Here is a 26,175-nt window from a genome sequence, read left to right on the forward strand (position 1 = left end):
TTAATCTCCTGGAGAGAGCCTCCAGCGTCGGGGACGAAAGGTCAAGCGTGAGCCCAGCACCCCGGAACGCGCCGTCGTCAGGACTGCTGAGGCGCCTCAACGCCGTGAGCGTGCTCGAGTTCGCATGGGCCACCGACGTCTTCACCGCCACCGAGGCCATGGACGCGACCGGGCTGACCCGCTCGACCGTGATCAGCCGGTGCGCCGAGCTGATCGAGCTCGGCTGGATGCGCGAGGTCGAGCGCGCGCCCGAACCCGCGGGCAAGGGCCGGCCGGCCCGGCTCTACCAGCTCCGGGCCGACGCCGGGTACGTGGTGGGGGTCGACGCCGGACAGCACCGCGTGCTCGCCACCGTCAGCGACCTCCGCGGCACCGAGGTGGGACGGCAGGAGCACCCGATCGACCGGGCGCACGACAACGCGCCTGACCGGCTCGCCGTCACCGACACCACGATCGACGAGGCGCTCGCCGCGGCCGGCGTCGACCCGTCGCGGGTGCTGGGTATCGCCGTCGGCGTGCCGGCCCTGACGGACGCGCGGGGCGCTACCCCGCCGGGCCCGAACACCTTCTGGCCGCGCATGAACCCGGGCTTCGCCGAGCACTTCCGCCGACGCGGCTGGCACGCGACCGTCGAGAACGACGCCAACCTCGCCGCGCACGCCGAGCGCATGCTCGGGGCGGGGCGCGACGTCGGCTCGTTCGCCGCGCTCCTGTCCGGCGAGCGGTTCGGCGCCGGCATCGTGGTGGACGGCACCCTCGTGCGCGGCAGCAACGGCGGGGCCGGCGAGATGCGCGTGCTCGACTACGTGGTCGGCGTGGGAAGCCCGCACGGCCTCGGCCATCTTGCCCGCGCCTGGGGCCGGGAGGCGCACGAGTCCGGCGTGCTGCCCGCCGACAGCCCTCTGGGCGCCCTGCCCGTGAGCGCGATCGACGCCCCCGCGGTGTTCGCCGCGGCCGCGGCCGGCGACGTCGGCGCCATCGCCGTCGTCGACCGCCTGGCCGACCGGCTCGCGCGGGTGTGCGCCGTCATCGACGGCATGCTCGACGTGGACCGGATCGTCGTGGCGGGCGGCGTCGCGCCCGTGGTCGGCGACCTGCTGCGGCGCACCGCGGCCCTGCTGGACGCCATGGTGCACCCGCCCGCCCCGGAGCTCGTCGCCTCGTCGTTCGGGGCGGACGCCGTGATCGTCGGCGCGTCGACGCTCGCGCTGGAGCGGGTGCGGACGGACGCGCTCGACCTGGCGCTGGGGGTCGGGGACCAGGGGCTCGGGCCCCGCCGGCGCTAGCGGCCTCGGCCGTTGTGGTGGCCGTGGCCCTTGTCCCTGCTGGGGCTCTTGCCGTGGTCGCTGCCGTGGCTCTTGTCGTTGCCGTTGCCGGGGCCGCCGCCGTTGCCCGGGCCCTTGCCGTGGCCGTTGCCCGAGCCGCGATCGTTTCCGTGGCCCTTGTCGTGACCGTGACCGTGCCCGTGCCCGTTGCCCTTGCCCGGGCCCTGGTTGTTGTCCTTCGCCGGGCCCTTGCCGCGGTCGTTGGAGGGGTTGCCGGGCGGGCCACCGGGGCCCTTGTCGGGCGGGCCGGGCGCCGGGGGAGTCTCGGGTTCCGGCTCCGGCTCCGGCTTCGGCTCGGGCCTCGGCTTGGCGGCCGGCGGAGCGGGTTCGGCCGGGTCGGGGTCCTTCGGCTCGGGCGTGCCCGGCACCGGGCCGGGGACCGCCCGCGGCGGGGCGGGGGCGTCCACGGACTCCCGCGGGGTCTCGGCCGTCACGGTGGAGGCGGGTACGGCGGCCGCGACCGGGTCCGGCGCCGCGGCCGGCTCGGCGTCGGTGTGTTCCTCGGCGGGTGCGGCCGGACGCCGAGGCGGGTCGGCGGGTGTCGACGGGTCCTGCGTCGGGTCGGACTCGAGGGGCGCCTCCGCGCCCCCGCCGTCGAACGGCTCGCCGTCGGCCTGGATGGACGGGCTGTCGGGCTGGACGGCGATCAGGGCCATGGCGCCTGCGCCGATGGCGAGCGCGGCGGCCACCGCCGCGGCGACCGCGGCGTGCTTGGTGCCGAACGACCGGAGCCGGGTCGCGCGCGTGGGTCCGGCTGCGCCGGCGACACCCGCGATCCCGGCACCGGCGCTGCCGGTGAGCAGTCCGCCGGTGATGAGGTGCTGGCCGAGGTCGCGGAGCATCCAGGAGACCTCGCGCACGTCGATGAACGCGCGGGTGCATTCGCCGCAGCCGTCCATGTGGACTTCCAGGCGGCGTTGCCTGCGGGGCAGGAGGCGGCCCTTGAGGTAGTCGTGCATGGCGGCGCGGGTGGTGCGGCACTCGGGTTCGTTGACGGTCTGGGCGTGTGCGGCGGCGAACGCGCCGGCGAGGCGTTCCTCGGCGCGGCGTAGTCGCATGGTCACGGCGTGGGGGCGTACGCCGAGGCCGGTGGCGATGTCGGTGACGGCCATGTCGTGGACGTGCCGGTCCAGGAGGATCTTGCGGTCCTCGTCGGCCAGGTCGGACAGGGCGGTGCGGAGCATGGAGGCGTCGGCCTCGCGTTCGGCGTCCAGCTCGGCCCCGGCGACGGTGGGTGTCAGGCCGTCGAGGGTGTCGTCCTCGACGGGGCGGGCGCGGCCGGCTTCGCGGGTCATGGAGATGGCTTCGTTGACCGCGGCTCGGCGCCAGTAGGGGGCGGGGTCGTCGATGGTGGCGCCGGTGGAGACGAGGCGGACCATCTTCTCGAGGGCGCGGCTGGTGGCTTCCTCGGCGTCGATGCCGGGTACGCGTGCTGCGACGGAGCGTACGACGTTGGGGCGATGCACCACCCAGTCGTCGACCGGTGCGTCATCGATGGTCACGCCGATCCACCCCCTTTCCGCGCAGAGCTGTCCCCACTCAGACGATCCTGGGAGGCGCAGCCCGGGTGCGCTGCGCTGGTAGGAGATACGGGCTAAATGCGTTGATCGGCCTACACGTGATTGATGTCTGAAATGGCACGTGAAAGGCGACGTTCCGCCCGATCCCGTTCGGGCCAGCATACGTAACGCAGCTTCAATATGGCCCGCTACGGCGGATGAAATCTGTCTCAGACCTGCCGCCCGGACGCTGACCTGCGACGTCGCGCGGTGCCCGTGGATGAATGCCCGTAGAGGACAACCCCGACATTTCGATCCTGCCCGTTCGGGGATCTCCCGGGCTCGCCCCTGGAACCCGCGCGCAACCCTTGGCCGGCTCCTCGCGGTGTGAAGAGACTCTGGCATGAGGACACCTGAACACCTGGTCAGATCCGCTTTTGTCGCGACCGCGGTCGTGGCGTGCACGGCCCTCGTGGCACCGAGCGCGGTGGCGCTCGCCGGGGCGGCAGCGCGGCCGACGTCGGCCGTGGCCGCTCCGGCGTCGGCGGCCGCGGCTACGACGTCGCTGGTCGCACCGTCGGTGCTCGCGCCGTCAGCGGTGACGCCGTCGGACGCGGACGACCTGACGCTCTCCCTGCCCGAACCGACGGGGCGGTACCCCGTCGGGCTGATGCCGCTCCATCTCGTCGACGAGGACCGCGCCGACCCGTGGGTGCCCACGACGCGCCGCGAGCTGATGGTGTCGCTGTGGTACCCGGCGGTCCCGCGCGGCGAGATCGCGCCGTACACGTCCGAAGCCGTCTCGACGGCGATCATCGAGGCCGCCCGGCTGCCGGTCGCGCCGGACATCCTGACGACGGTCGAGGCCCACGCCTACGACCGGGCCCCGGCGCTCCCCGGGCGGCGTCCGCTCGTGGTGCTCTCGCCGGGAGCGAGCCTCAGCCGCGAGTCGCTGACGTCGCTGGCCGAGGACCTGGCCTCCCGCGGGTACGTTGTGGCCGGCATCGACCACACGTACGAGGCCCGCGTGGTGGAGCTGCCCGGCGACCGGGTCGCCGGGTGCCTGCTCTGCGCGCGGGAGAACACCGCCGAGCTCGGCGCCTGGGTCGCGCACGGGCGCGGCGCCGACATCAGCTTCGTGCTGGACGAGCTCACCGGCGGCCGGCTGGGGCGGCACGCGCCGGCGATCGACGCGCGGCGCATAGCCGTCGTCGGCCACTCGCTCGGCGGGGCCTCCGCGGCGGTCTCGGTCATGGACGACCCGCGCGTGGACGCCGGGGTCAACCTGGACGGCACGTTCCAGGTGGACTTTCCCGAGGGCGGGACGGACCGGCCGTTCCTCATGCTGGGCGGCGCCGCGCACGAGCCGGGCGCCAGTGACGGGACGGACTGGCCCGACAACTTCGCGCGGCTGGGCGCGACGAGCCGGTGGCTGCAGGTCCCGACCGCGAACCACGGCTCCTTCACGGACCAGCTCATGTTCCTCGACCAGCTCGGGATGCCGCTGCCCGGCGGCCCGGGCACGATCGGCGGCGAGCGCGGCGTGCGGATCACGAGCGCGTACGTGGGCGCGTTCCTGGACCGGCACCTGCGCGGCCTGGACGCCCCGCTGCTCGACGGCCCGTCGCCGGCGTACCCGGAGGTGGAGTTCGCGGGCTGACGCGGTGACGCGGTGACGCGCGGGGTGCGGCGCGGCTGACCACCGCCGGCCCGGCGGGGCCGCCCGCGCCGATGTGCGCTTCTACCCCGTCATCGGGCCCGGAAACACCCTGTTTCCGGGCCCGATGACGGGGTAGAAGCGCACCTTCGTGGCCGGGGCGGAAACGTCTGGGTCGCGGGCGGTCAGGTGTCTAGGATCGCTGCATGTCGAACTCCGTGCCCGCACCGATCCACCCCGCCGTCGAGAAGGTCACCGCAGCGCTCGCCGAGGCGGGCGCCACGGGCCAGGTCCGCTGGCTGGACGACGCCGCGACGACCGCAGCACTCGCCGCCGAGTTCCTCGGCATCGGCGTCGGCCAGATCGCGAACTCCCTGGTGTTCCTGTTCGACGGGACGCCGACCCTCGTGCTCACCTCCGGCGCCCACCGCGTGGACACGGACTGGCTGGGGGAGCAGGTGGGCGCCACGATCACGCGGGCGTCGAAGGAGCAGGTCAGGGAGGCGACGGGCCAGGTCATCGGCGGCGTCGCGCCCGTGGGCCACCCGGCGCCCGTGCGCACCTACATCGACACCGCGCTCGGCGCGTACGACGAGGTGTGGGCCGCGGCCGGGCACGCCAAGACGGTCTTCCCGACGACGTTCGACGAGCTGGTCCGCATCACGGGCGGCACCCCGACGGCGGTCACCCCGGAAGGCTGACGCTGCTGCGGTTCAGGTCCGGCTCGCGGCAAGGGCTCGTTGAAGCGGCCGTCGAAGCGGACCGTCATGGCGGCAGTCTGTCGGATACACCAGGATCGGCTGCTGGACAGGAGGGCTGACTCGGGTTCAGCAGCGCTGGCGTCAGCGCAGCCCCGTGACCGTCACCCGGATCGACAGCAGCAGGTTGGTCGCCGTCACGAACAGCGTGTTGCGCTTGGCCCCGCCGAACGTGAGGTTGGAGCAGACCTCGGGCAGCAGCAGCTTGCCCAGCAGGGTGCCGTCGGGGTCCAGGCAGTGCAGGCCGTCGTGCGCGGCCGCCCAGATCCGGCCGCCGTCGTCGACCCGGACGCCGTCGAACGTGCCGGCGTCGCAGGTCGCGAGCACCTCGCCGCCCGACAGGGTCAGGTCGGGGCCGACGTCGAAGCGCCGCAGGTGCTCGCGCTCGCTGTCCGCGACGTAGAGGGTGCGCTCGTCGGCGGAGAAGGCCAGGCCGTTGGGCCCGGCGAAGTCGTCGGCGACGCGGGTGACCGAACCGTCCGGGTCCCGGCGGTAGACGTGGGTGCCTCCGGCCTCGGGGACGGCGGCGAAGCCCTCGTAGTCGCTCTGGATCCCGTAGGTCGGGTCGGTGAACCACACGCTCCCGCCGCTGTGCTCCACCAGGTCGTTCGGGCTGTTCAGGCGCTTGCCCTCCCAGCGGTCGGCCAGCGTGGTGACGGTCCCGTCCGGCTCGGTGCGCGTCACCGACCGGCTGCCGTGCTCGCACTGGAGCATCCGCCCCGCGCGGTCGATCGTCCGCCCGTTGGCGTAGCCGCCCGGGCTGCGCCACACGCCGACGCCACCCGTGGCCTCGTCCCACGCGAGCACCCGGTCGTTCGGGATGTCGCTGAACAGCAGGGTCCGCCAGGCCGGCGAGTACGCCGGACCCTCCAGCCAACTGCCCTCGTCGAAGAGCACCTCGGCGTACGTGTCGCCGCGCACGGGGGCGAACCGCTCGTCGTGGCGCTCCCACCGGGCGCGGATCCGGTTGTCGGTCACGTCTGTCCTCCTGTGTCCGGTTGCTTGCGTGTGACAGGTGCCAGGCGACGTGCACGGGACCCGAGGGTGCCGGATCCGCTGAACGTCGTTCGGCCTGGCTCCGAGTAGTTCACCCTGGATGGACTGTTCGGTGCAGCCAGATAACGCGGGTCCCGGCCGAACGAAATTCAGCCCTCCCGGCACCCCTCGCATTCGTGCTATGTACCCCGGAGGCCCGCGTGACCAGGCCGTGCCCCCCGGGCCTGCCCGACGCCGGCCTCAGAGCGCACCGAGCACGTCGGCCGCCGTCGTGACCTCGATCAGCGGCGCGTACAACCGCATGATGTCCAGGGCGCGCTCGTGGTTCTCCGGCGTCGAGCCCGCGCACGCGTCCTCGACGACCAGGACCCGGCGGCCCGCGTCGGCGGCCGCGAGGGCCGTGGAGATCACGCAGCAGTCGGTGGCCACGCCCGCCAGCACCAGGGTGCCGGCGTCGCGGGTGGCGGCCGCCAGCTCCGGGCCCCACTTGCCGAACGTGGTGCGCGTGACGACGGGCGCGCCCGCGGCGACGACGTCGGCGAGGTCGGTGATCTCGTACAGCGGGTCGTCCGCGGGCACGAGTGCGAACGGCCACTGGTCGAAGTAGGCGCGCCAGGCGCCGTCGGGCACGGCGGGGGCGACGTACCGGGTGAGGACGGTGCGGCCCGCGAACGCGGGCAGCAGGCGGCGGGTCCCGGCGAGCGCGCGCGGGTAGTCGGGGGAGGCCCAGGGGCTCGGCGGCACGGCGAACACGTCCTGCATGTCGATGACCACCAGGGCGGCATCCGGCCCGACGGCGTCCGCACCCGTGCTCATCGCTCCTCCTGCCGGCGCACCGCGCGGGCGCTCAGCAGCAGCGTCCCGGCGAACCCGATCACCAGGGCGACCAGCACGCCGAGGTTGGCCCACGCCCAGTCGCCGTCCGCCCCGCCGAGGGGGCCGAGCAGGTAGCCCTGCCAGGCCAGCCAGGGCGCGTAGGTGTTGGTCACCAGGCCCCAGCCGATGCCGGTGCCGACCACGACGAGCAGCACGGCGGCCCAGTTCACGGACCCGTACCGGCCGGCCGGGTCGTACAGGTCGGCGTCGGTGTAGTCGCGGCGGCGCAGCAGGATGTCGGCGAGCAGCACGCCGCACCACGCGGCGATCGGGACGCCGAGGGTGATGAGGAAACCCTGGAACGGGCCGATGAAGGAGTCGGCGACGAAGACGACGTAGATCGCGCCGACGACCATGAGCGCGCCGTCGATCGCGGCGGCCACCCAGCGCGGCGCGGGCAGGCCCAGGGAGAGCAGTGCGAGCCCGGAGGAGTAGATGTCGAGGGCGGCGCCGCCGATCAGCCCGGCCAGCGCGACGACGACGAACGGGATGAGGAACCAGGTGGGCAGGATCGTGGACAGGGCGCCGATCGGGTCGGCGCCGATCGCCTCGTTGAGCACGGGGTCGGAGCCGGCGAGCAGCAGGCCGAACACGAGCAGGACGACGGGGGCCAGCGAGGCGCCCAGCGTGGTCCATCCGACGATGCCGCGCCCGGAGGCGGAGCGCGGCAGGTACCGCGAGTAGTCGGCGGCCATGTTGACCCAGCCCAGCCCGAAGCCGGTCATCATGAACACGAGCCCGCCGATGACCTGCGGGCTGCCGCCGGCGGGGATCGCGGCGACCGTGGCCCAGTCGATGTGGTCGAGCACCAGGATGATGTAGACGACGGTGAGCACGGCGGTCAGCACCGTGATGACGACCTGGAGCCGCATCACGAGGTCGAACCCGAAGACGCCCGCGACCACCACGATGCCCGCCACCACCACGAGCGCCACGATCTTGGTGACCGTGCCGCCGCCCCAGCCGAGCGTGTCGAGCACGGTCGACGTCGCGAGCGTGGCCAGCGCGACGAGCACCGTCTCCCAGCCGACCGTGAGGATCCACGACAGCAGCGACGGCAGCTTGTTGCCCCGCACGCCGAACGCGGCCCGGGACAGGACCATGGTGGGCGCCGACCCGCGCTTTCCGGCCAGCGAGATGAACCCGCAGAACAGGAACGACACCACGATGCCAATGGTGCCGACCACGACCGCCTGCCAGAACGACACGGCGAAGCCCAGCAGGTAGGAGCCGTACCCGAGGCCGAGCACCGAGACGTTGGCCCCGAACCACGGCCAGAACAGGTTGCGCGGCGAACCGCGCCGTTCGGCCTCGTCGATGGTGTTCAGGGCGTTGGTCTCGACGCTCGTGGGCGCGCTGCTCATGGTGGCGATCCTGCCACGACGCACGAAGGGCCCGCACCGTCCTGGTGCGGGCCACTTCGTGAGCCGGTGTCGGGCGGAGCCGACCGGGTGGGTCAGCCGACCCGGGTGGGTCAGCCGATCCGGAGGTAGACCGGGCTGTCCTGCCAGATCTCGGTGTACCGGACGGTCTGGCCGGGGACCGGCGCCTCGATCTGCATGCCGTCGCCCGCGTAGATGGCGACGTGGCCCGGGGACCAGATGATGTCGCCCGGCTGCGCGTCGGCGGCCGAGACCTCGGTGCCGGAGTAGCGCTGCTGCGCCGAGGAGTGCGGCAGGGTGATGCCGACCTGGGCGTAGACGTAGGACGTGAAGCCCGAGCAGTCGAACCCGGCGGGGGTCGCACCGGCCCAGACGTAGGGGACGCCGAGGTACTGCATGGCGATGTCGACGATCTTGGACCCGGAGGTGGAGGCCGGGGCGGCCTTCTCCGCGGGCTTCTCGGCGACGGCGGTGGCCTCGACCTCCGCCTTGGCGGGCTCGGCCTCGACGACCGGCTCGGCCTCGACGACGGGCTCGGGCTCGGGCTCCGGCTCGGGGGCCGGCGTCACCTTGATGGTGCCGGTCTCCAGCTCGAACTCGCTGTCGGCGGCGACCTTCACGGCGGGGGCGGTGTCCACCTTGGCCGTGGTCAGGGCCGCGGTGGCCACCTCGGCGTCGGTCGACTTCTGCGTGGCGTCCTGGACGGCGTCGCGCACGGCCTCGAGCTCGGCGGTGTTCGTGCTGGGGTCGTTCGCGGGGGCGGCGTTGGCCGGGATGCCGAGCAGGGAGATGAGGAGTCCCGATCCGGCGGCGACGACCGCGCCACGGCGGGCGGTCGCGGAGATGCCGCGGGACGCGGCACGAGAGATCGGGGTCAGCGGGGTGAGCGGTGCGTGGGCAGCACGATGGCGCCCGGGCATGCGTGTGGTCACAGCAGTTTCTCCCGGCGCCTACGAGGTGAGCTGTCGGATTCGGATCGGAGAATGACCCGGCCGCGTCGTGCTGGTTGCGGCTTCACCCCAAGGGCACCTGGCGGTGCCCACGTACTTGGTTCCCCCGTCCCTGTCATCTGTTCAGAGCAGATCTCGCGGCGGTGACAGGGCTCGGCGTCCACCACGAGTGCCCACGGAATTCCCCGTGAGCGGGACCGACCGTAGCCCGCCTCGGCGCGAAAGTCACGATCGCGTTACGGACATCCCGGTCGGTGCTGGAGCTATTGACCGGAATGTCCGACCTACGCTAGTGCGATGGGCGCCGGCCTGATCGAGGGCGGCGCCCACCGGGTCGAAGGTCCCGACTAGGACATCTGTCCAGGTCGCACATTGTGGTTGCGGGCGAACAGGTTGTCCGCGTCGTACCGCCGCTTGACCGACGCGAGCCGCTCGTAGGTCGACTTCGGGTAGACGTCTGTGACGTCCGTCTCATCCGCGGTCGTGAGGAAGTTCGCGTACGCCCCGCTGAGATGCGGGGCGAGCTTGCCCCAGATCGCGTCCACGCCCTCCCGCGCGGCATCGACGACGGCCACCGGACCGCCCGTCACGGTCGCGACCATCAGGTCCGCCTGGCGGTGCGCGTACGCCGTGGCGTCGCTCGGCACCCGCGCCACCGCGCCACCGACGGTCCGGATCGCGATCGACGGAGCGCCCGGCGACGTGCCGACCTGCGCCAGGATCTGCAGCACCTCGGGCACCGCCTCCCGGTCGACGAAGCCGTCGTGGGCGAGCACCTCGATCCCGGGCGGCGGAGAGCCGCCCTCCACCAGCACGTCCGCGTAGGCCATCAGGGCCACGTCGTCGGCCACCACCGTGCCGAGCCGCCGGACCGGGTCGATCGCCCGGGCCGCGGCCGCGGCGTCGTCCCCGTCGAACGCGACGTGGATCTCGACGGGCGCCTCCGGCCCGCCCGCGAACGGGTTGGCGAGGTTCGCGATGGACGTGAGCTCCTCGGGGGCCGTGCGCAGGTACTCCGCCCAACCCTGGAGCACCTCGACGGCCTCGGACTGCGGGAACACGACCTTGCCGAAGAAGACGTCGGTGGTCGGGTGCGCCACGAAGTGGAACGCCGTCACGACCCCGAAGTTGCCACCGCCGCCCCGGATCGCCCAGAACAGGTCCGGGTGCTCGTCGGCGCTCGCGGTGACGAACGAGCCGTCGGCCAGGACCAGCTCGGCGGCCACCACGTTGTCCAGGGCCAGGCCGTGCTTGCGGACCTTCCAGCCGATGCCGCCGCTCAGCGTCAGTCCGCCGACGCCGACGCTCCTGGTGTCGCCGGAGGAGATCGCCAGGCCGTGCGGGGTGAGGGCCTCGGCGACGTCACCCCAGTGGGCTCCGCCGCCGATCCGCACGACGTGCCGCCCGGGGTCGACCACCTCGACGCCCGCGAGGGGGCTCAGGTCGATCACGATGCCGCCGTCGTTGGTACCGAAGCCCGCGAAGCTGTGGCCGCCGCCGCGCACCGACAGCGTGAGCCCCGACTCGACGGCGAAGCGGACGGCGGCCTGGACGTCCTCGACCGTCCGGGGGCGCAGGACGTAGGCGGGGCTGCCCGCGGCGAGCCGCGAGCGACCGACGTCCTCGTACCCGGCGTCGCCGGGCTCGATGATGTCGCCGCGGAAGTCGCGGCGCAGGGATTCTTGCGCTGAGCTCATGGTCATCCTCTCGGGAGGTGCAGGCCGGGTGCCGCACCGACCAAGAGATGACTCCGCACACCCCGCAGGTGTGACAGACCCCGCTGTGACACGGGCCACCCGGTCCAGCACCGGCCGCGAGTCACCGCACCCCCGCCAGCACCGCCTCCGCCACGACCAGGTCCTCCCACGACATCCCGGTGGTCTTGACCACGAGCGGCCGCGCCGGGTCGGGGCGGACGGCGCCGGTGACGACGTCGCGCATCGGCACCAGGTCCTCGGCGTTCAGGGCGCCGTCCGCGATCGCGAGCACCACGTCGCCCGCCTCGCGCAGTGCGGCGCCCGGGTCCTCGACGACGACGGTCCCGCGAGCGAGCAGGTCGGCCGGCAGCTCCCGGGCGCCCGGCTCGTGCGAGCCGACCGCGATCACGACGGCGGTGTCCGCGACCAGCGCGGCGTCCAACAGCGGCTCGCGGGCCGACGTCGCGCACACGATGACGTCGGCGGCGCGCAGCGCGTCGTCCGACCCGGGGCCGCCCAGCCGGATCACCCGGCCGCCGGCGATCCGCGCGCCCTCCGTCCCGGCGACCCGGTCCGGGTCCCGGACGAGCTGGCTGACGTGGGCTGGCGGCCGCCGCCCGCCCGGGGCGTCCGCGAGCGTCGCGACGTGCCCGTGGGCCTGCGGTCCCGCGCCGATGACGGCGACGCGGAGCGGGTCGGTGACGTGGAGCGGGTCGGCGCCCTCCAGCAGCCGGTCCAGCACCGCCGCCACCGACACGGCGGGCGTGCGCAGGGTGGTCAGCGCGATGCCGTCCAGCACGGCGACCACGCCGAGCGTGGCGGCGTCGAGCAGCAGGTACGAGCCCTGGACGCGGGGCAACCCGCGGGCCGCGTTCCCCGGGGCGACCGCCGCGACCTTGATCCCGACGTGCGCCCGGTCGCCGCCGCCGTCGGACGGCATGAGCAGCAGCTCGCCGGCCGGCACCGGCACGCCCTGGCGGGGCAGGTCGGCGGCCGGGTCCAGCCCGGCCACCAGGGCTGCCCGGAGGGCGGCGACGGCGTCGGCGGGGGAGCAGGCGGCGGCCACGGCCGCGGCGTCCAGCACGAGGGGCGCGGTCATCGCAGCACGAACCCGGGCACGAGGGTGTCGGCGGGGTCGACCACGAACCGGTGCTCGCCCGTGCGGTACGCCGTGCCGGTGACCTGCGGGATCACGGCGGGCAGGTCGCCCACCCGCGCGGTCCCGACGACGGCCCCTGTGAACGTCGAGCCGACGATCGAGGTGTGCTCCAGCACGGGGCCGCCGACGCCGACCCGGCCGTCGTCGGCCAGCACCGCCAGCCGGGCGCAGGTGCCCGAACCGCAGGGTGACCGGTCGACCTGGCCGTCGGCGAAGACCGTGACGTTGCGCTGGCGGACTGTTCCGTCGGCGCCGTCGCCGTCGCCGAGTCCCCTGCCGGGGTCGCCGAGCTCCTCGAACAGGATGGTCCCGTAGACCCCGCTCAGGCGCGGGTCGGTGGGGTGGACGGCGCGGCCGCCGGCGTCGAGCGCACCCTTGATCTCGCGGCCCACGGCGATGAGGTCCGCGTAGCTCGCCGGGACGACCGACAGGCCGAGGCTCGCGGCGTCGACGCTCGCGTAGATCGCACCCCCGTAGGCCAGGGTCGCGGACGCCGTGCCCCGTGTGGTGGGGACCGCGACGTCGCGGGCCAGCACGTAGCTGGGCACGTTCACGAAGTCGACGCCGACCGTTCGCCCGGCCGCCCGGTGCACGCGCGCGGTGACGCGCCCGGACGGGACGTCCACGACGACGTCGACGGTCCCGTCGTCGGGCGCCGCCACCAGGCCGGTGTCGACGGCCCAGGCGCCCAGCGCGATGGTGCCGTGCCCGCAGGCGGTCGAGAACCCGTCCTTGTGCCAGAAGAGCACGCCGAGGTGGGCGCCGTCGTCGTCGGGCGGGACGACGAACCCGCCGTACATGTCCGCGTGCCCGCGCGGCTCGGAGCACAGCAGCCGCCGCAGGTCCTGGGCGTCGGGACTCGCCAGGGCACGGGCGCGGCGGTCGGCCACCGAGTCGCCGGGCAGCGGCACGGGCGGCTCCGCGACGATCCGGAACGGCTCGCCCGCGGTGTGGTAGTCGGTCGTGGCGACGGTCTGCGTGATCACGCGGCCATCCTCGGCCATCCGGGTGAGGGCGTCCACGGTCGTTGGCACACGTCGCAGGGTTGGATCAGGTGAAGCCGAGCTCGCGGGTCTCCGCGGACAGCACGTCGGCGCGTGCCGTGGTGTGCTGAACGAGGCTGTCTGTCGCCTCACATCATGCGGATGCATGTAGTCGCCCGGGGCAACCATGGGATAGGACTGAAGGAGACGGCAGGCGCCGTCGGAACCAACGCAAGGAGTGAGCGCGATGACCAGGGACCGTTTCCAGGGCAAGGTAGCGATCGTCACGGGAGGCGGCAGCGGCATCGGCGCGGAGATCTCCCGCGAGCTCGCCGCCGAGGGCGCCGCCGTGGTCGTGACCGACATCAAGCTGGAGTCCGCCCAGGGCGTGGTGGACCAGATCGTCGCCGCCGGCGGCACGGCGGCGGCGTTCGCGCAGAACACGGCCCAGGCCGACGAGTCGCGCGCCGCCGTGGACTTCGCCGTCGAGCAGTACGGGGCGCTCCACCTCGCGGTGAACAACGCGGGCATCGGCGCGCCGCCCGCCAAGATCGGCGAGTACGACGTCGCGGCGTGGGACCGCGTGCGCGCCGTCGACCTCGACGGCGTCTTCTACGGCCTGCGCTACCAGCTGCCCGCGATGGTCGCGGCCGGCGGCGGCGCGATCGTGAACATGGCCTCCGTGCTCGGCTCCGTCGGCATCGCGGAGAACGCCGCCTACGTGGCGAGCAAGCACGCGCTCGTGGGCCTGACCAAGGTCGCCGCGCTGGAGTACACCGAGCAGGGCGTGCGCACCAACGCCGTCGGCCCGGGCTTCATCGACACCCCGCTCGTCCGGGCCTCGCTGAGCCCGGAGGCGCTCACGGCGCTCGAGAACGAGCACGCCAGCAAGCGGCTCGGCACGGACAAGGAGGTCGCGGCGCTCACGCTGTTCCTGCTCAGCGACGAGGCGTCCTTCATCTCCGGCAGCTACCACCTGGTCGACGGCGGCTACTCGGCGCACTGAGGCGGGGCGGCCCGGGCGGGTGGGTCGTGCCGCCGGCACCTTCCGGGTCCGGCTCGGCTCAGGCCTTGTCCGCGGCGGAGGACGCCGGGGCGTCCTCCGCCGTCGGCGCTTCCTCCGCCGTCGGCGCGTCCGTAGGCTCCGGAGCCTCGGCCGGCGCCCCGGCGCCGTCCGCCGTCGGCGACCTCCGCGCCGCCCGTTGGGTTTTCCGCTCCGCGGCCTCGGCGTCGTCCTGGAACACGTCGTCGAGCGTCACGACGAACGTCGTGAACAGGGTCACGAGGATCGCGATGACCCACAGCGTCCACTGCAGGGGCGCGAACGGGATCAACGACCCGAGCCACCAGAACAGCCAGGCGAGGCCGCCGCCGACCAGGACGATGAGGACCGCCCCGATCACCTTGCCGGCGTCCAGCTTGCGGCGGGGACGGTCCTTGGTGACGCGCGCGCCGACCGCCCGGCGTGCCGCGCGGGTCGCGAGCTCGTTGACGGCCTTCTCCAGTGCCTCCTTGCCCTCGCCCTCGGGCATGTCCCGGTGGATGGTCACGAGCCTGGCGAGCTTGCGGTCGGTGCCGGGTACCACCCCGAGGAACGCCGCGAACGCCGACACCACGGCGCCGATCGCGGGCAGCCCCACCGACAGGATCGACACCATCTCCGAGGTGATCACGGCGCAGAGCCTACCCACGGGGAGCTGCCTCCGACGGCACGTCGACCACAGCAGTTGCTGCCAGAACTCGCGGCCCGCTGGCAGCAACTGCTGTGCTCGACGCCCGCTTGGGGGAGGGCCGCTCCACCAAAGGTCGTAGGGCGGGTGTGGTCCTGCGGGCGATGTGTCCCCGCGCCCTGCTCGACAGGGTTGTCTCGTCCGGAAAACACCCCTGGACCAGACCGAACACCTGCCGAGCGCGAGGAGCGCGACGATGTTCTCGTCCCACGACCACACACCCACCGAGCGGCCCGTCCGGCGCCGCCCACGAGCTCTGGCGGCCCTCGCTCTCCTCGGGGCGCTCGCCGTCGCCGCGGCACCGGCCGCCACGGCGTCCGCACTCCCGGCCGCCACCGCGGCAGCCGTCCCGACCGCCGACCAGCCCCTGCCGCCCCCGCCGGTCGCGGCGCCCTCCGGCGAGCACGCCCTGGAGCGGTCCGACGTCGACGCCTGGCTCGACGGCCTGCTGCCCGCCGCCCTGGAGAGCGGGGAGATCGCCGGCGCCGTCGTCACCGTGGTGCACGACGGCGAGGTGGTCACCACCCGCGGCTACGGCCACGCCGAGACGGGCACCACGGGCGGCGACGCCGTGCCGGTCGACGCCGAGCAGACCCTGTTCCGCCCGGGCTCCGTCTCCAAGCTCTTCACCGCCACGGCCGTGCTGCAGCTCGTGGAGAGCGGCGACCTCGACCTGGACACCGACGTGGCCGAGTACCTCGACTTCGACGTGCCGCGCCGGTTCGACGAGCCGATCACGCTCCGGAACCTGCTCACCCACACGGCCGGGTTCGAGGAGCGGGTCGGCGGCCTGATCGGGTTCGGCGACCAGCCCGTGGTGCTCCGCGACGCCCTCGCCGGGGACCCGCCCGAGCAGATCTACGCGCCCGGTACCGTCCCGGCCTACTCCAACTACGGCAACGCGCTCGCCGGCTACGTCGTCGAGCGGGTCAGCGGCGTGCCCTTCGAGGAGTACGTGCGGCGCAACATCTTCGAGCCGGCCGGGATGACGTCGTCGACCTTCGCGCAGCCGCTGCCGGCCGCGCTCCAGGACCGCATGTCGCAGGGCTACGCCACGTCGTGGGACGCCCCGGGGCAGTTCGAGATCGTCGGGACGCCGCCGGCCGGTTCGCTCACGTCGTCCGCCCCTGACATGGCGCGCTTCATGCTGGCCCAGCTCGGCGAGCCCGGCGCGGGGTCGCTGCTGGACCCCGACACGCTGGACCTGATGCACGCCCCCGCCCTCGACGAGAGCACGCTCGGCGGCCTCGCGGCAGCGCCCCGGATGACGCTCGGGTTCTTCGACGAGAGCCGCAACGGCCACCGGATCGTCGGCCACGGCGGCGACACCCAGTTCTTCCACTCGCACCTGCAGCTCTACCCCGAGGAGCGCACCGGCATCTTCGTGTCGCTGAACAGCTCGGGCACCGGCGGCTACGCCACCCTCCCCCTGCGCGAGGCCGTGCTGCAGGGCTTCACCGACCGCTACTTCCCGGCGGACGACGGCGGCGCGAGCGCCGGAACGACCTCCGGCTCCACCGCCGACGACGTGACCGTCGACCAGGACACCGCGCGCGAGCACGCCGCGCTCGCCGAGGGCAGCTACGCCTCCTCGCGCGGCATCCAGAGCAACTTCCTCGCGACCCTCGACGTGCTGAGCCCCACCCAGGTCACGGCCACGGCGGACGGCCGTCTGCTCATCACGCCCGGCCCCGGCGCGACCACACCCGCCCTGTACGAGGAGGTCGAGCCCTGGGTCTGGCGCGAGGTCGACGGCCAGCGGACCATCGCCATGCGGGTCGCGGACGACCAGGTCCAGGCCATCGTCTACGAGGGGGCCTTCACGCTGCTGCCCGGGCAGCCGGAGCGCGCCCAGGGCGTGGTGCTCCCCGTGCTCGGGGTGTCCGCGCTGATCCTGCTGGTGGCCGCCGTCGCGTGGCCGGTCGGTGCGATCCGCCGCCGGGTGCGCAAGGAGTCGCTGCCGCAGGGCACCGGGCGCGTCACCCGCATCATGACCAAGATCGCGGCGATCGCCACGGTGCTCGCCCTCGTCGGGTGGGCCGTCACCGTGCAGACCGTGATGAGCCTCCAGGACGTTCCCGAGGCGTCCCTGCGCCAGCTCCAGGCCGTCCAGGCGATCGGCGTGCTCGGCATCGTCCCGGCCGTGCTGCAGGTCGTCGGCGCCGTCCGGCACCGGCACGGCTGGCGCCGCATCGCCGGCACCGTGCTCGTGGTCCTCGCCCTGGCCGGCGTGGCGTGGCTCGCCTTCGAGCTCCGCCTGCTGGCGCCGTCGGTATCGTACTGATCCATGCCCAGGACAGGCGGGGGGCCCGCCACGGACGGCCCCACGGTGCTCGACGACGTGATCCTCCCGGTACGTCCCCGCCGGTTCGACGCACTGCTGAACCGGCTCGGTCTGACCAGCCTCGTGGCGCGCGACGCGCTCCTGGCGGCCGTGGTCCTGGTCGTGACCGCGGTGCTGCTGGTCGGTCTGTTCGGGTTCGTGGTCGTCGAGGAGGGCCTGACGATCGGCCCGGTGCAGGGCGTGCTGCTGGCGGTCGCCGTGTGCGTCCAGGCGCTGCCGCTCGTCCTGCGCCGGGTCCGCCCGGTCCTGTGCCTCGTCCTCGTCGTGGCCTGCCAGGTGGCCATCACCGCGGTATCGCCCGACGACCTGTCGATCGGCGGCATCCCGCAGTTCATCGCCGGCTACACGGTGGGCACCCTGCTGCCGGTGCGGCGGGCGCTCGCGGTGACGGCGGCGGCGGCCCCGGTCGCGGCGCTCGCCGCGGCGGCCACCGCTCTCGTCACCGGGAACGACTCGCTGGTGCCTGTGCTCAACCACCTCGCCTCGGGCCTGATCAGCTACGTGGTCAGCGCCCTGGTCGGCACCACGGTCGCCACCCGCCGCGACTACACCGAGCTGGTCCGGCTCCGGGCCGCGGAGGTGCTGCGGACACAGCGCGCGACCACCCAGGCGGCCGTCTTCGCCGAGCGCTCCCGCATGGCCCGCGAGCTGCACGACGTCGCCGCGCACCACCTCTCGGGGCTGGTCGTGCAGGCGGCCGCCGTCGAGCGGCAGATCGACAGCGACCCCGAGGCCGCGAAGAAGGGCACCGCCTGGATCCGCGCGCAGGGCAAGGAGACGCTGGACAGCCTCCGGCTCATCGTCGGCGTGCTGCGGGAGCGCCCGGGCTCCGGCGGGCCCGGCGAGGACCCGCACGACGCGCCGCCGCCCGGGCTCGGCGCCCTCGACGACCTGGTCCGGACGGCGCGCGCCCTCGGCGACACCGTCGACCTGGACCGGGCGGGGCGGCCGCGGCCGCTGGCCCCCATCGCCGACGCCGCGTTCTACCGGGTCACGCAGGAGTCGCTGTCCAACGCGCGCCAGCACGCGCCCGGCGCGCCGGTCCGGATCTCCGTGCGGTACGACGAGCGGGAGGTGGTGCTCGAGGTGACCAACGAGCGGGCGCCCGGGCGCGCCCCCGGCGGGTCCGCGGCGGGCTCGGACCGGCGCGGCATGGGGCTGATCGGCATGGGGGAGCGCGCGCACCTGGTGGGCGCCGTGCTCGGCACCGGGCCGACGCCGTCGGGCGGCTGGCGGGTGCGTCTCGCGCTCCCGCTGCACCACGAGGTCACGACCGCGACGCCGGCGCGCCCGGCGCTCGCCGAGGGGGGACAGGGATGATCAGGGTCATGCTCGTCGACGACCAGGCGGTGGTCCGGGCGGGGTTCCGGTTCCTCCTGGAGCAGGCCGACGACATCGAGGTCGTCGCCGAGGCGTCGAACGGACCGGCGGCGGTCGAGCTCGCGCGCCGGCACCACCCCGACGTCGTCTGCATGGACGTGCGCATGCCGGGCGGCGACGGCCTCGCGGCGACGCGCGAGATCGTGGCGGGCGGGTCCGGCAGCGCCGTGCTGGTCGTGACCACGTTCGACCTCGACGAGTACGTGTTCGGCGCCCTGGAGGCGGGCGCGAGCGGGTTCATCCTCAAGGACTGCGAGCCGGAGGAGCTGATCGACGCCGTCCGCCGCCTCGCCGACGGGCAGGGCCTCATCGACCAGGCCGTCACCCACCGGGTCATCACGGAGTTCGCCCGCCGCACGGCCCCGCCGCGGTCCGCCGCGGACGAGGCGGCCGCCGCGGCGCAGCTCACGGCCCGCGAGGCCGAGATCGTGCGGCAGCTCGCCCGTGGGCTGTCCAACGCCGAGATCGCCCGGGAGCTCGTGGTCGAGACGAGCACGGTGAAGTCCCACCTCGGCCGCGCCATGGCCAAGGTCGGCACGCGCGACCGCCTCCAGACGGTGGTCTGGGCCTACCAGAACGGCCTGGCCCCGGGCTGAGCTGGCTGCGCCGGGGCCGCGGCCGGGTGATCGGCAGAATGTCAGGTGGTCGGCACCTCGAACTACCGATCACCTGACATTCTGCCGACCGCCCGGATCCCGGCCGCCCGCAGCCCCGCGACCTCGAACGGGGTCGGGTCGAAGGTGCCGAACCGTTCGCGGAACTCGGCGGCGCGGCCCGGCCACAGGAGCGTCAGGCGGCCCGAGCGCTCGTCCACGTACCAGCTTCGGCAGCCGCCGCGCAGCCAGACCGTCTCCGCCGCGCGGCGGTCCACCTCCTCGGTGTACGCCGCCTCGGCCGCCGCGGACACGTCCAGCGGTTCGCCCGTCGCGTCCAGGTGGTCGAGCGCGCCCAGCACGTAGCCGATCTGCGCCTCGATCACCTCCAGGGCCGAGTGGTGGCCGAGCCCGGCGTTGGGGCCGTCCAGCACGAACAGGTTCGGGAACCCGTGCACCACCGTCGAGGCATGGCTCGTCATCCCGCCCGACCAGTGCTCGGCGAGCGTGCGCCCGTCGCGGCCGGTGACGAGGTGGGCGAACGGCGGGCGCGTGGTCTCGAAGCCCGTGGCCAGCACGATCACGTCCACCTCGTGCCGCGCGCCCGAGGCCGCGACCAGCGTGGACCCCTCGACCGCGACGGGCGCGGCGGGCTCCAGCGTCACGTGCGGCTCCTGGAGGGCCGGGTACCAGTCGTCGCTGAACAGCGCGCGCTTGCAGCCCACCGCGTAGTCCGGGGTGAGCAGGGCGCGCAGCGCCGGGTCCGGCACCTGGGCGCGCAGGTGCGCCTGCGCCCGCTCGCGCAGCTCGGCCTCCGCCGTCGTGCCCGCGATCCGGGCGTCGAACAACCGCTCCGCCTCCGCGGCGAGCGCCGCGCGGTCGGGCCGCGCCTCGCCGGACGCGTACGCCCGGTCCCCGCGCGGCAGCACCCAGGGCGGGGTGCGTTGCAGCACGACGACGGACGCCGCCCGCCGGGCGACCTCCGGCACGAGCTGCACGGCGCTCGCCCCGGTGCCGACCACGGCGACGCGCAGCCCGGCCGGCAGGTCGCGGTCCCAGCGGGCGGAGTGGAACACCCGGCCCGGGAACGTGGCGAGGCCCGGGATCTCGGGCACGCGGGGCTCGCTCAGCCGGCCGACGGCGGTGGCCAGCACCCGCGCCGTCAGCGGCCCGCGCGACGTCGTCAGGCGCCACGCGCCGGCGTCGTCGTCCCAGCGGGCCCCTGTGAGGTCCGTGCCGAGGCGCAGGTGCGGGGTCAGGCCCTCGGACCCGACGACGTCGCGGACGTACCGGTGGATCTCCGCGCCCGGTGCGAACACGCGTGACCAGGCCGGCTGCGGCAGGAACGAGTAGGAGTACAGGGCGCTCGGGATGTCGCACGCGACGCCCGGGTAGACGTTGTCGCGCCAGGTGCCGCCCACGTCGTCGGCACGCTCCAGGACGGTGAATCCGGTGCGCCCGGCGCGCCGCAGGCGCACGCCGAGGCCGACGCCGGCCAGTCCCGCGCCGACGACCGCCACGTCGACGTCGGGGGCCGGGCCGTCGTGCCTGTCCGGGTGGTCGCCGTGCCTGTGCGGGTGCGCCGCCGTCACCCCACCTGCTCGTACGTGGTGGTGCGCTGCCGCACCGGGCGGCCGAGCTCGGCGGCCAGCCGCGTCACGTCACCCACCGTGAGCTCGCGGCCCTGCTCGGGTCCGGCGTCGGGGTCGAGCACGCCGTCGAGCAGCACGCCGCCCAGGTCGTCGGCGCCGCCCGCGAGCACGCGCTGCGCTCCGCGCATCCCGAGCTTGGTCCAGGCGGCCTGCACGTGGTCGATCCGCCCGGCCAGCATGAGCCGCGCGACGGCGTGCAGGGCGCGGCTCTCGCGCAGGGTCGCGACCCGCGCGCCGGGCACGGGCACGGGCGACTCGGACGGCAGCCACGGCATGGGGATCAGCTCCGTGAACCCGCCGGTCGCGTCCTGGACCCGGGCGAGGGCGCGCAGGTGCCGCACCTGGTCGCGCGCCGACTCGACGTGGCCGTACACGATCGTCGCCGTCGACCGCAGGCCCGCGGTGTGTGCGGCGGTGACCAGCTCGACCCAGCGGTCGGCGGGGATGTCGGTGCCGCCGGTGAGGAGGTCGCGGACCTGGTCGTCGAGGATGCGCGCGCCCGTGCCCGGCACGGTGTCGACACCGGCCTCGCGCAGGAGCGCCAGCCAGTCGGTGAGCGGCAGGCCGGCGCGGGCGGCGCCGTCGGCCAGCTCGGCGGGCCGGAACGCGTGCAGGTGCAGCCCGGGACCGCCCTGCTTCACCGCCCGGGCGAGGTCGAGGTAGGCGTCGGCGCCCTGCTCGGCGGGCGGCGCGCCCTGCGCGCACACCTCGGTGGCGCCCAGCGCGACCGCCTCGGCCGCGAGCTCCGCGACGCGTTCGGGCGGCAGGCCCAGCGACGCGTCGATGTTCCGGTTCACGGCGTACGTCACGGCGTCGCCGACCCGCTCGCGGCGCACCTCGTCGGCGAGCGCGGTGAGCTCCTCGAGGTCGGCGCCGTCGGCCCCGAGCAGCTCGACCCACGCGGCGTCGTCCGCCCCACCGGGATCGGCCTGCACGTCCCCGACCAACCGCCCCAACCGCCCCGCCTTGTTGAGTGCTGGGTATTTGCGGGAATCCGGACCGGATTCCCGCACATACCCAGCACTCAACGAAGAAGGGGAGGAGGGGAACTCGCCCAGGAGGGCGTCGTGGCGGGCCAGGCCGTAGTCGTCCGCGAGGGCCAGGACCCGGTCGCGGAGCCGGTCGTCGAGCCACTCCGCCCCCGCGCGCGCCTCGCGCAGGTAGTGCGGGTGCGCCGTCAGCCGCTCGCGCAGCGTGTACCCGCCCTCGGCGGTCAGCCGGGCCAGGTCCTCGATGTGCGGCCAGGGCCGTTCGGGGTTCACGTGGTCCGGGGTGAGCGGGCTGACGCCGCCCCAGTCGTCGATGCCGGCCCGGACCAGGAGCTGCAGCTCGGCGGCGTCGGTCAGGTTCGGCGGAGCCTGCACGCGCATCCCCGGGCCGAGCAGCACCCGTGTCACGGCGACGGCGGCCGCGTACTCCTGCGTCCCCAGGTCGGCGGCGCCCATCATCGCGGTGGCCGACTTGGCGCGGAAGTTCTGCACGATCACCTCCTGCACGTGACCGTGCCGGGCGTGCGCGTCGCGCAGCGCGAGGATCGAGTCGACCCGCTCCGCGTAGTTCTCGCCGATGCCGAGCAGCACGCCGGTCGTGAACGGGATGCGGGAGCGGCCGGCGTCCTCGATCACGCGCAGGCGCAGGGCCGGGTTCTTGTCGGGGGAGCCGAAGTGCGCCTCGCCCTTCTCGGTCCACAGCCGCGACGAGGTGGTCTCCAGCATCATGCCCATCGACGGGCCGACCGGCTTGAGCCGCTGCAGCTCCGCCCACGACATCACGCCCGGGTTGAGGTGGGGCAGCAGCCCCGTCTCGTCGAGGATGAGCCGGGCCATGTGGCCCACGTAGTCGAGCGTCGAGGCGTACCCGTGGTCGTCGAGCCACTGCCGGGCCACCGGCCAGCGGTTCTCCGGGCGGTCGCCGAGCGTGAGCAGCGCCTCCTTGCAGCCCAGCGCGGCACCCTGCCGGGCGACGTCGAGCACCTCCTCGGCCGACATGTACGGCGAGATGCCGGCCTTGGCGAGCTTGCCCGGCGTCTGCACGAAGATGCAGTAGTGGCACCGGTCCTGGCACAGGTGCGTCAGCGGGACGAACACCTTGCGGGAGTAGGTGAGGACGCCGGGCCGCCCGGCCTCCGCCAGCCCCTGGTCGCGCAGCGCACCGGCGACGGCGAGCAGCCGGTCGAGGTCGGCGCCGCGGGCGTGCAACAGCACCTCGGCGTCCGCCCGCGTGTCGGCGTCCGGCCTGGTCGACGCGCTGCCACCGGCCGCCTCCAGCCGGTCGAGGGCCGCGGCCAGGACCGCGGGGTCGGGGGGCTGCGGCTGGTCGTCGGGGCGCGCGGGCATGCGCAGTGTCAGGGGAACAGTCATGAGCCCACCTCGGGTGCGGGAACCGGATCGCGATGGTCCGGAGGGGACTGCCCGACACTATGTCATCGCGGCGTCACCCCACTTCGGCGAGGGTGCCCTCCTCGGCGGTGACGAGCGAGGCGATGGTCGCGAAGAACCGAGCGATCCCGGGCAGGTTGGCGCCCTTCGCGCGCGACGCCGCGAAGTCCTCCGACGTGCGCCACTCGACGATGTCGAGCCACTCGTCGTCCGGAAGCTGCACGAGGCGTGCCCCGAGGAACCCGGTGCGGTCGGCCTCGAAGTCGGCGAGCATCGCCGGCCGCGCGGCCAGCATCGCGTCGATCCTCTCGGGCAGCACCCGGAATCGGGTCAGCTCCACGGACGTGCTCATCGTGTCTCCTGGGGTCTGCAGGTGGTTGTTCGCGCTCACCGTAGGCCACAAGGGGGGTCATCCGGCTGTATGCGCGGTGTGGGAATCCCGGATATCACCCGCTCGATCATCTTGCTAGCGTCCCTGGGACCAGCAGGCGGGCAATGCCGCCGGCCTGCTCCGGCTCCTGACCGACTGAGGTGGTCTCCCATGGTTCTCCGCCGCGCACCGATCATCGCCGCCGTCGCCACGGCCGCGCTCCTGGCGACGGGGGCGGCCGTCGTCCCCGCCCTCGCGGCCGTTCACGAGGCGCCGACGGCCACGCAGCCCGTAGCCGCAGCGCCCGCCGACGTCGTTCCCGCCGCCGCGCCGGAGGCCGCCACCCCCGTCGAGGCGAACGGTCAGCTCAGCGTCTGCGGCGTGCGCCTGTGCAACGAGCAGGGCAAGCAGGTCCAGCTGCGCGGCATGAGCACGCACGGTACCCAGTGGTACTCGCAGTGCGTGGACGACGCATCGCTCGACACCCTCGCGCACGACTGGAACGCCGACGTCATGCGGATCTCCACGTACGTGCAGGAGGACGGGTACGAGACCGACCCGGCCCGGTTCACCGCGCTGGTCAACCGGTACATCGACCTGCTCACCGCGCGCGGCCTGTACGCCATCGTGGACTGGCACATGCTCGACCCTGGCGACCCGAACTTCAACCTGGAGCGCGCCAAGACCTTCTTCACCGCGATCGCCGAGCGGAACAACGGCAAGAACAACATCATCTACGAGGTCGCGAACGAGCCCAACGGGGTGTCGTGGCAGACCATCAAGGGCTACCACGAGCAGATCGTCCCGGTGGTGCGCGCCAAGGACCCGGACGCCGTCATCCTGCTCGGCACCCGCGCCTGGTCCTCGCTCGGCGTCTCCGACGGCGCGAGCGAGTCCGAGGTCGTGAACAACCCCGTCAACGCCTCGAACGTCATGTACACGTTCCACTTCTACGCGGCGTCGCACGACCAGGAGTACCTGGACACCCTGTCCCGCGCCGCCGACCGGATCCCGATGTTCATCACCGAGTTCGGCACCCAGGACTACGCGGGAGAGGGCGCCAACGACTTCGCCATGGCGCAGCGCTACCTCGATCTCGCCGCGCAGAAGAAGATCAGCTGGGTCAACTGGAACTTCTCCGACGACCACCGCTCCGGCGCCGTCTTCACCGAGGGCACCTGCGGGAGCGGCAACTACGGGACGGGGCGGCTCAAGGAGGCCGGCACCTGGATCCGCGACCGGATCCGCACGGCGGACGACTTCTAGGCGGCACGCGGGGCGTCACCCGGGTGGCAAAGGTCCACCCGGCACCCCGCACCTTCGTGCAGCGCACCCGGAGGGAGGTACGAGAAGATCGTCCGATGCGCATCTTCCAGCTCCCCGCCCGGGAGATCACGCGGTTCGGCAGCACCGGCGTCGACATGGACTTCCTGCCCCAGGTGCCCGACGCCGGGCGCACCACCGTGAACGTCGCCCGGATCGTCGCGGGCGGCACGCTGGGGGAGCACCCGGCGACGTCGCTCCAGGTGTTCGCGGTCCTCGCCGGCGAGGGCGTCGTCACGTCGAAGGGCGCCGACGGTGCAGCGGACGAGCGCTGGGACATCGAGCCCGGCCAGGCCGCGGTCTGGGAACCCGGCGAGGTCCACGCGACGACCGCGACCACGGACCTGCTCGCCGTGATCGTCGAGACCACGGCCGCCGAGCTGCTCTTCCGCGAACACAAGGTGCTCCACGGCCCGCCCGTCGACTGACCCACGACCTCACGCGAGCGGCGCCGGCACGGGCAGATCCCGCAGCCAGGGCGCGAACTGTTCCGCCACCTCGGCCGCGACCGCCGCCGCGTCGCGCGTCCCGTCCACCTCGATGACCGGGACGCCGAGCCGCCGCGCGTTCCGCACCGCGTCCTCGGCGATCAGGCGGTCCCGGGCAATCCGGTGGGCCTGGGCGAGCTCCGGGTCGCTGACCGGGGCGTCCACGGCGAGCGCGCGCGGCACGGTGCGGAGCTGGTGCTGTCGGAACTCCTCCGTCGGCACGAGGACGACCATGCGCTGCGGCGAGTCGACCAGCGGCACGACCAGCTCGGGCCGCAGCCCCCAGCCCTCGGCGATCGCGGGGCGCCCGGTGAACCACGCGCGCAGGTCGTCGAGCGTCCACTCGAACCGCTCCGGGAAGTCGGCCAGGACCTGCGCCGCCAGCGCCGCCGGGTCGTGGTTGATCCACACGTCCTCGACGTCCGGGTCCGTCACCGGCTCGCCGCGTGCGACCCGCCCTGCGATCCGGCGGTCCTGATGGCCCCGGGAGTCGTGGTAGTCGTAGTGGTAGGCCGTCAGCCCGTGCCGTGCGGCGACCAGGTCGGCGACCGTCGTCTTGCCGGCCCACTGCGCGCCGCCGATCCACAGCATGCGGCCCAGGCTGCCGTGCGGGTCCCAGATCTCTGCCATCGTCG

Annotated in this window: 22 protein-coding genes and 1 riboswitch; of the genes, 9 read left to right on the plus strand and 13 right to left on the minus strand. The window is 74.0% G+C overall.

Annotation, left to right across the window (positions count from 1 at the left end; all coding sequences use genetic code 11):
* Window positions 1–47: 47 nt before the first annotated feature.
* Window positions 48–1,286 carry an ROK family protein gene (locus ACH45N_RS09315; RefSeq protein ID WP_397393121.1) on the plus strand — a complete coding sequence of 413 codons (1,239 nt, stop codon included), beginning with the start codon at window positions 48–50 and terminating at the stop codon, window positions 1,284–1,286.
* On the opposite strand, the gene ACH45N_RS09320 is transcribed toward ACH45N_RS09315, so the two are convergent.
* Entirely contained in the window at window positions 1,283–2,827 is a 1,545-nt protein-coding gene (locus tag ACH45N_RS09320; protein ID WP_397393122.1) for an RNA polymerase sigma factor, read from the minus strand. The genes ACH45N_RS09315 and ACH45N_RS09320 overlap by 4 nt on opposite strands.
* A 400-nt stretch (window positions 2,828–3,227) precedes the next feature.
* Here ACH45N_RS09320 and ACH45N_RS09325 point away from each other — a divergent pair, with 400 nt between their 5' ends.
* Together ACH45N_RS09325 and ACH45N_RS09330 are read left to right on the plus strand one after the other, a co-directional pair.
* Entirely contained in the window at window positions 3,228–4,484 is a 1,257-nt protein-coding gene (locus tag ACH45N_RS09325) for an alpha/beta hydrolase family protein (RefSeq protein WP_397393123.1), read from the plus strand.
* Between the two features lie 203 nt (window positions 4,485–4,687).
* Window positions 4,688–5,182: a YbaK/EbsC family protein gene (locus ACH45N_RS09330; RefSeq protein ID WP_397393125.1), complete on the plus strand. Its 495-nt coding sequence runs from the start codon at window positions 4,688–4,690 to the stop codon at window positions 5,180–5,182.
* Window positions 5,183–5,323: 141 nt separating this feature from the next.
* Here ACH45N_RS09330 and ACH45N_RS09335 read toward each other — a convergent pair whose 3' ends face one another.
* From ACH45N_RS09335 to ACH45N_RS09365, 7 genes are all read right to left on the minus strand, one after another.
* Window positions 5,324–6,217, minus strand: coding sequence for an SMP-30/gluconolactonase/LRE family protein (locus ACH45N_RS09335; protein ID WP_397393126.1), 894 nt, complete (start codon window positions 6,215–6,217; stop codon window positions 5,324–5,326).
* A 258-nt stretch (window positions 6,218–6,475) separates the two neighbouring features.
* On the minus strand, window positions 6,476–7,051 hold the full coding sequence (locus tag ACH45N_RS09340; RefSeq protein ID WP_397393127.1) for a cysteine hydrolase family protein: 576 nt from the start codon (window positions 7,049–7,051) through the stop codon (window positions 6,476–6,478).
* A complete protein-coding gene (locus ACH45N_RS09345; RefSeq protein ID WP_397393128.1) occupies window positions 7,048–8,475 on the minus strand; it encodes a purine-cytosine permease family protein in 1,428 nt (475 codons plus the stop codon). Before ACH45N_RS09345 ends, ACH45N_RS09340 begins: the two co-directional genes overlap by 4 nt.
* A 110-nt stretch (window positions 8,476–8,585) precedes the next feature.
* The gene (locus ACH45N_RS09350; RefSeq protein WP_397393129.1) at window positions 8,586–9,425 is read right to left on the minus strand and encodes a C40 family peptidase; all 840 of its coding nucleotides are present in this window, start codon (window positions 9,423–9,425) and stop codon (window positions 8,586–8,588) included.
* Window positions 9,426–9,428: 3 nt separating this feature from the next.
* A riboswitch (cyclic di-AMP (ydaO/yuaA leader) is annotated at window positions 9,429–9,596 on the minus strand.
* Window positions 9,597–9,790: 194 nt separating this feature from the next.
* The gene (locus ACH45N_RS09355) at window positions 9,791–11,140 is read right to left on the minus strand and encodes an FAD-binding oxidoreductase (protein ID WP_397393130.1); all 1,350 of its coding nucleotides are present in this window, start codon (window positions 11,138–11,140) and stop codon (window positions 9,791–9,793) included.
* 121 nt (window positions 11,141–11,261) lie between these two features.
* Entirely contained in the window at window positions 11,262–12,239 is a 978-nt protein-coding gene (locus tag ACH45N_RS09360) for an ornithine cyclodeaminase family protein (protein WP_397393131.1), read from the minus strand.
* A complete protein-coding gene (locus ACH45N_RS09365) occupies window positions 12,236–13,285 on the minus strand; it encodes a proline racemase family protein (protein ID WP_397393132.1) in 1,050 nt (349 codons plus the stop codon). The genes ACH45N_RS09360 and ACH45N_RS09365 overlap by 4 nt, the downstream gene beginning before the upstream one ends.
* A gap of 244 nt (window positions 13,286–13,529) precedes the next feature.
* Here ACH45N_RS09365 and ACH45N_RS09370 point away from each other — a divergent pair, with 244 nt between their 5' ends.
* Window positions 13,530–14,288 (plus strand): SDR family NAD(P)-dependent oxidoreductase, encoded by a 759-nt coding sequence (locus tag ACH45N_RS09370; protein ID WP_397393133.1) that lies wholly within the window; start codon window positions 13,530–13,532, stop codon window positions 14,286–14,288.
* Window positions 14,289–14,346: 58 nt separating this feature from the next.
* Here ACH45N_RS09370 and ACH45N_RS09375 read toward each other — a convergent pair whose 3' ends face one another.
* Window positions 14,347–14,955 (minus strand): hypothetical protein, encoded by a 609-nt coding sequence (locus tag ACH45N_RS09375; protein WP_397393134.1) that lies wholly within the window; start codon window positions 14,953–14,955, stop codon window positions 14,347–14,349.
* 253 nt (window positions 14,956–15,208) lie between these two features.
* On the opposite strand from ACH45N_RS09375, the gene ACH45N_RS09380 reads away from it, so the two are divergent.
* Genes ACH45N_RS09380 through ACH45N_RS09390 form a run of 3 tightly spaced genes read left to right on the plus strand, consistent with a single transcriptional unit; the run spans window position 15,209 to window position 19,332 of the window.
* The gene (locus tag ACH45N_RS09380) at window positions 15,209–17,296 is read left to right on the plus strand and encodes a serine hydrolase (RefSeq protein ID WP_397393135.1); all 2,088 of its coding nucleotides are present in this window, start codon (window positions 15,209–15,211) and stop codon (window positions 17,294–17,296) included.
* Between the two features lie 3 nt (window positions 17,297–17,299).
* A complete protein-coding gene (locus ACH45N_RS09385) occupies window positions 17,300–18,676 on the plus strand; it encodes a sensor histidine kinase (RefSeq protein ID WP_397393137.1) in 1,377 nt (458 codons plus the stop codon).
* On the plus strand, window positions 18,673–19,332 hold the full coding sequence (locus ACH45N_RS09390; protein ID WP_397393138.1) for a response regulator: 660 nt from the start codon (window positions 18,673–18,675) through the stop codon (window positions 19,330–19,332). The genes ACH45N_RS09385 and ACH45N_RS09390 overlap by 4 nt, the downstream gene beginning before the upstream one ends.
* 62 nt (window positions 19,333–19,394) lie before the next feature.
* On the opposite strand, the gene ACH45N_RS09395 is transcribed toward ACH45N_RS09390, so the two are convergent.
* The 3 genes from ACH45N_RS09395 to ACH45N_RS09405 all read right to left on the minus strand — a co-directional run bounded on the left by ACH45N_RS09395 (window position 19,395) and on the right by ACH45N_RS09405 (window position 23,711).
* Complete coding sequence (locus tag ACH45N_RS09395) at window positions 19,395–20,921, minus strand: flavin-containing monooxygenase (protein ID WP_397393139.1); 1,527 nt, start codon at window positions 20,919–20,921, stop codon at window positions 19,395–19,397.
* Window positions 20,918–23,341 carry a 7,8-didemethyl-8-hydroxy-5-deazariboflavin synthase CofG gene (gene cofG / locus ACH45N_RS09400; protein WP_397393140.1) on the minus strand — a complete coding sequence of 808 codons (2,424 nt, stop codon included), beginning with the start codon at window positions 23,339–23,341 and terminating at the stop codon, window positions 20,918–20,920. Before cofG ends, ACH45N_RS09395 begins: the two co-directional genes overlap by 4 nt.
* Window positions 23,342–23,414: 73 nt before the next feature.
* The gene (locus ACH45N_RS09405; protein WP_397393141.1) at window positions 23,415–23,711 is read right to left on the minus strand and encodes a hypothetical protein; all 297 of its coding nucleotides are present in this window, start codon (window positions 23,709–23,711) and stop codon (window positions 23,415–23,417) included.
* 189 nt (window positions 23,712–23,900) lie between these two features.
* Between ACH45N_RS09405 and ACH45N_RS09410 the strand changes: the two genes are divergently transcribed.
* Together ACH45N_RS09410 and ACH45N_RS09415 are read left to right on the plus strand one after the other, a co-directional pair.
* Window positions 23,901–24,995, plus strand: coding sequence for a glycoside hydrolase family 5 protein (locus ACH45N_RS09410; RefSeq protein WP_397393142.1), 1,095 nt, complete (start codon window positions 23,901–23,903; stop codon window positions 24,993–24,995).
* A 95-nt stretch (window positions 24,996–25,090) separates the two neighbouring features.
* Entirely contained in the window at window positions 25,091–25,480 is a 390-nt protein-coding gene (locus tag ACH45N_RS09415; protein WP_397393143.1) for a cupin domain-containing protein, read from the plus strand.
* 9 nt (window positions 25,481–25,489) lie between these two features.
* Here the strand turns inward: ACH45N_RS09415 and ACH45N_RS09420 are convergent, their stop codons facing one another.
* Window positions 25,490–26,170: a hypothetical protein gene (locus tag ACH45N_RS09420; protein WP_397393144.1), complete on the minus strand. Its 681-nt coding sequence runs from the start codon at window positions 26,168–26,170 to the stop codon at window positions 25,490–25,492.
* Between the last annotated feature and the right edge of the window lie 5 nt (window positions 26,171–26,175).

This window comes from Promicromonospora sp. NPDC019610, assembly GCF_044389365.1.
Classification (GTDB): Bacteria; Actinomycetota; Actinomycetes; order Actinomycetales; family Cellulomonadaceae; genus Promicromonospora.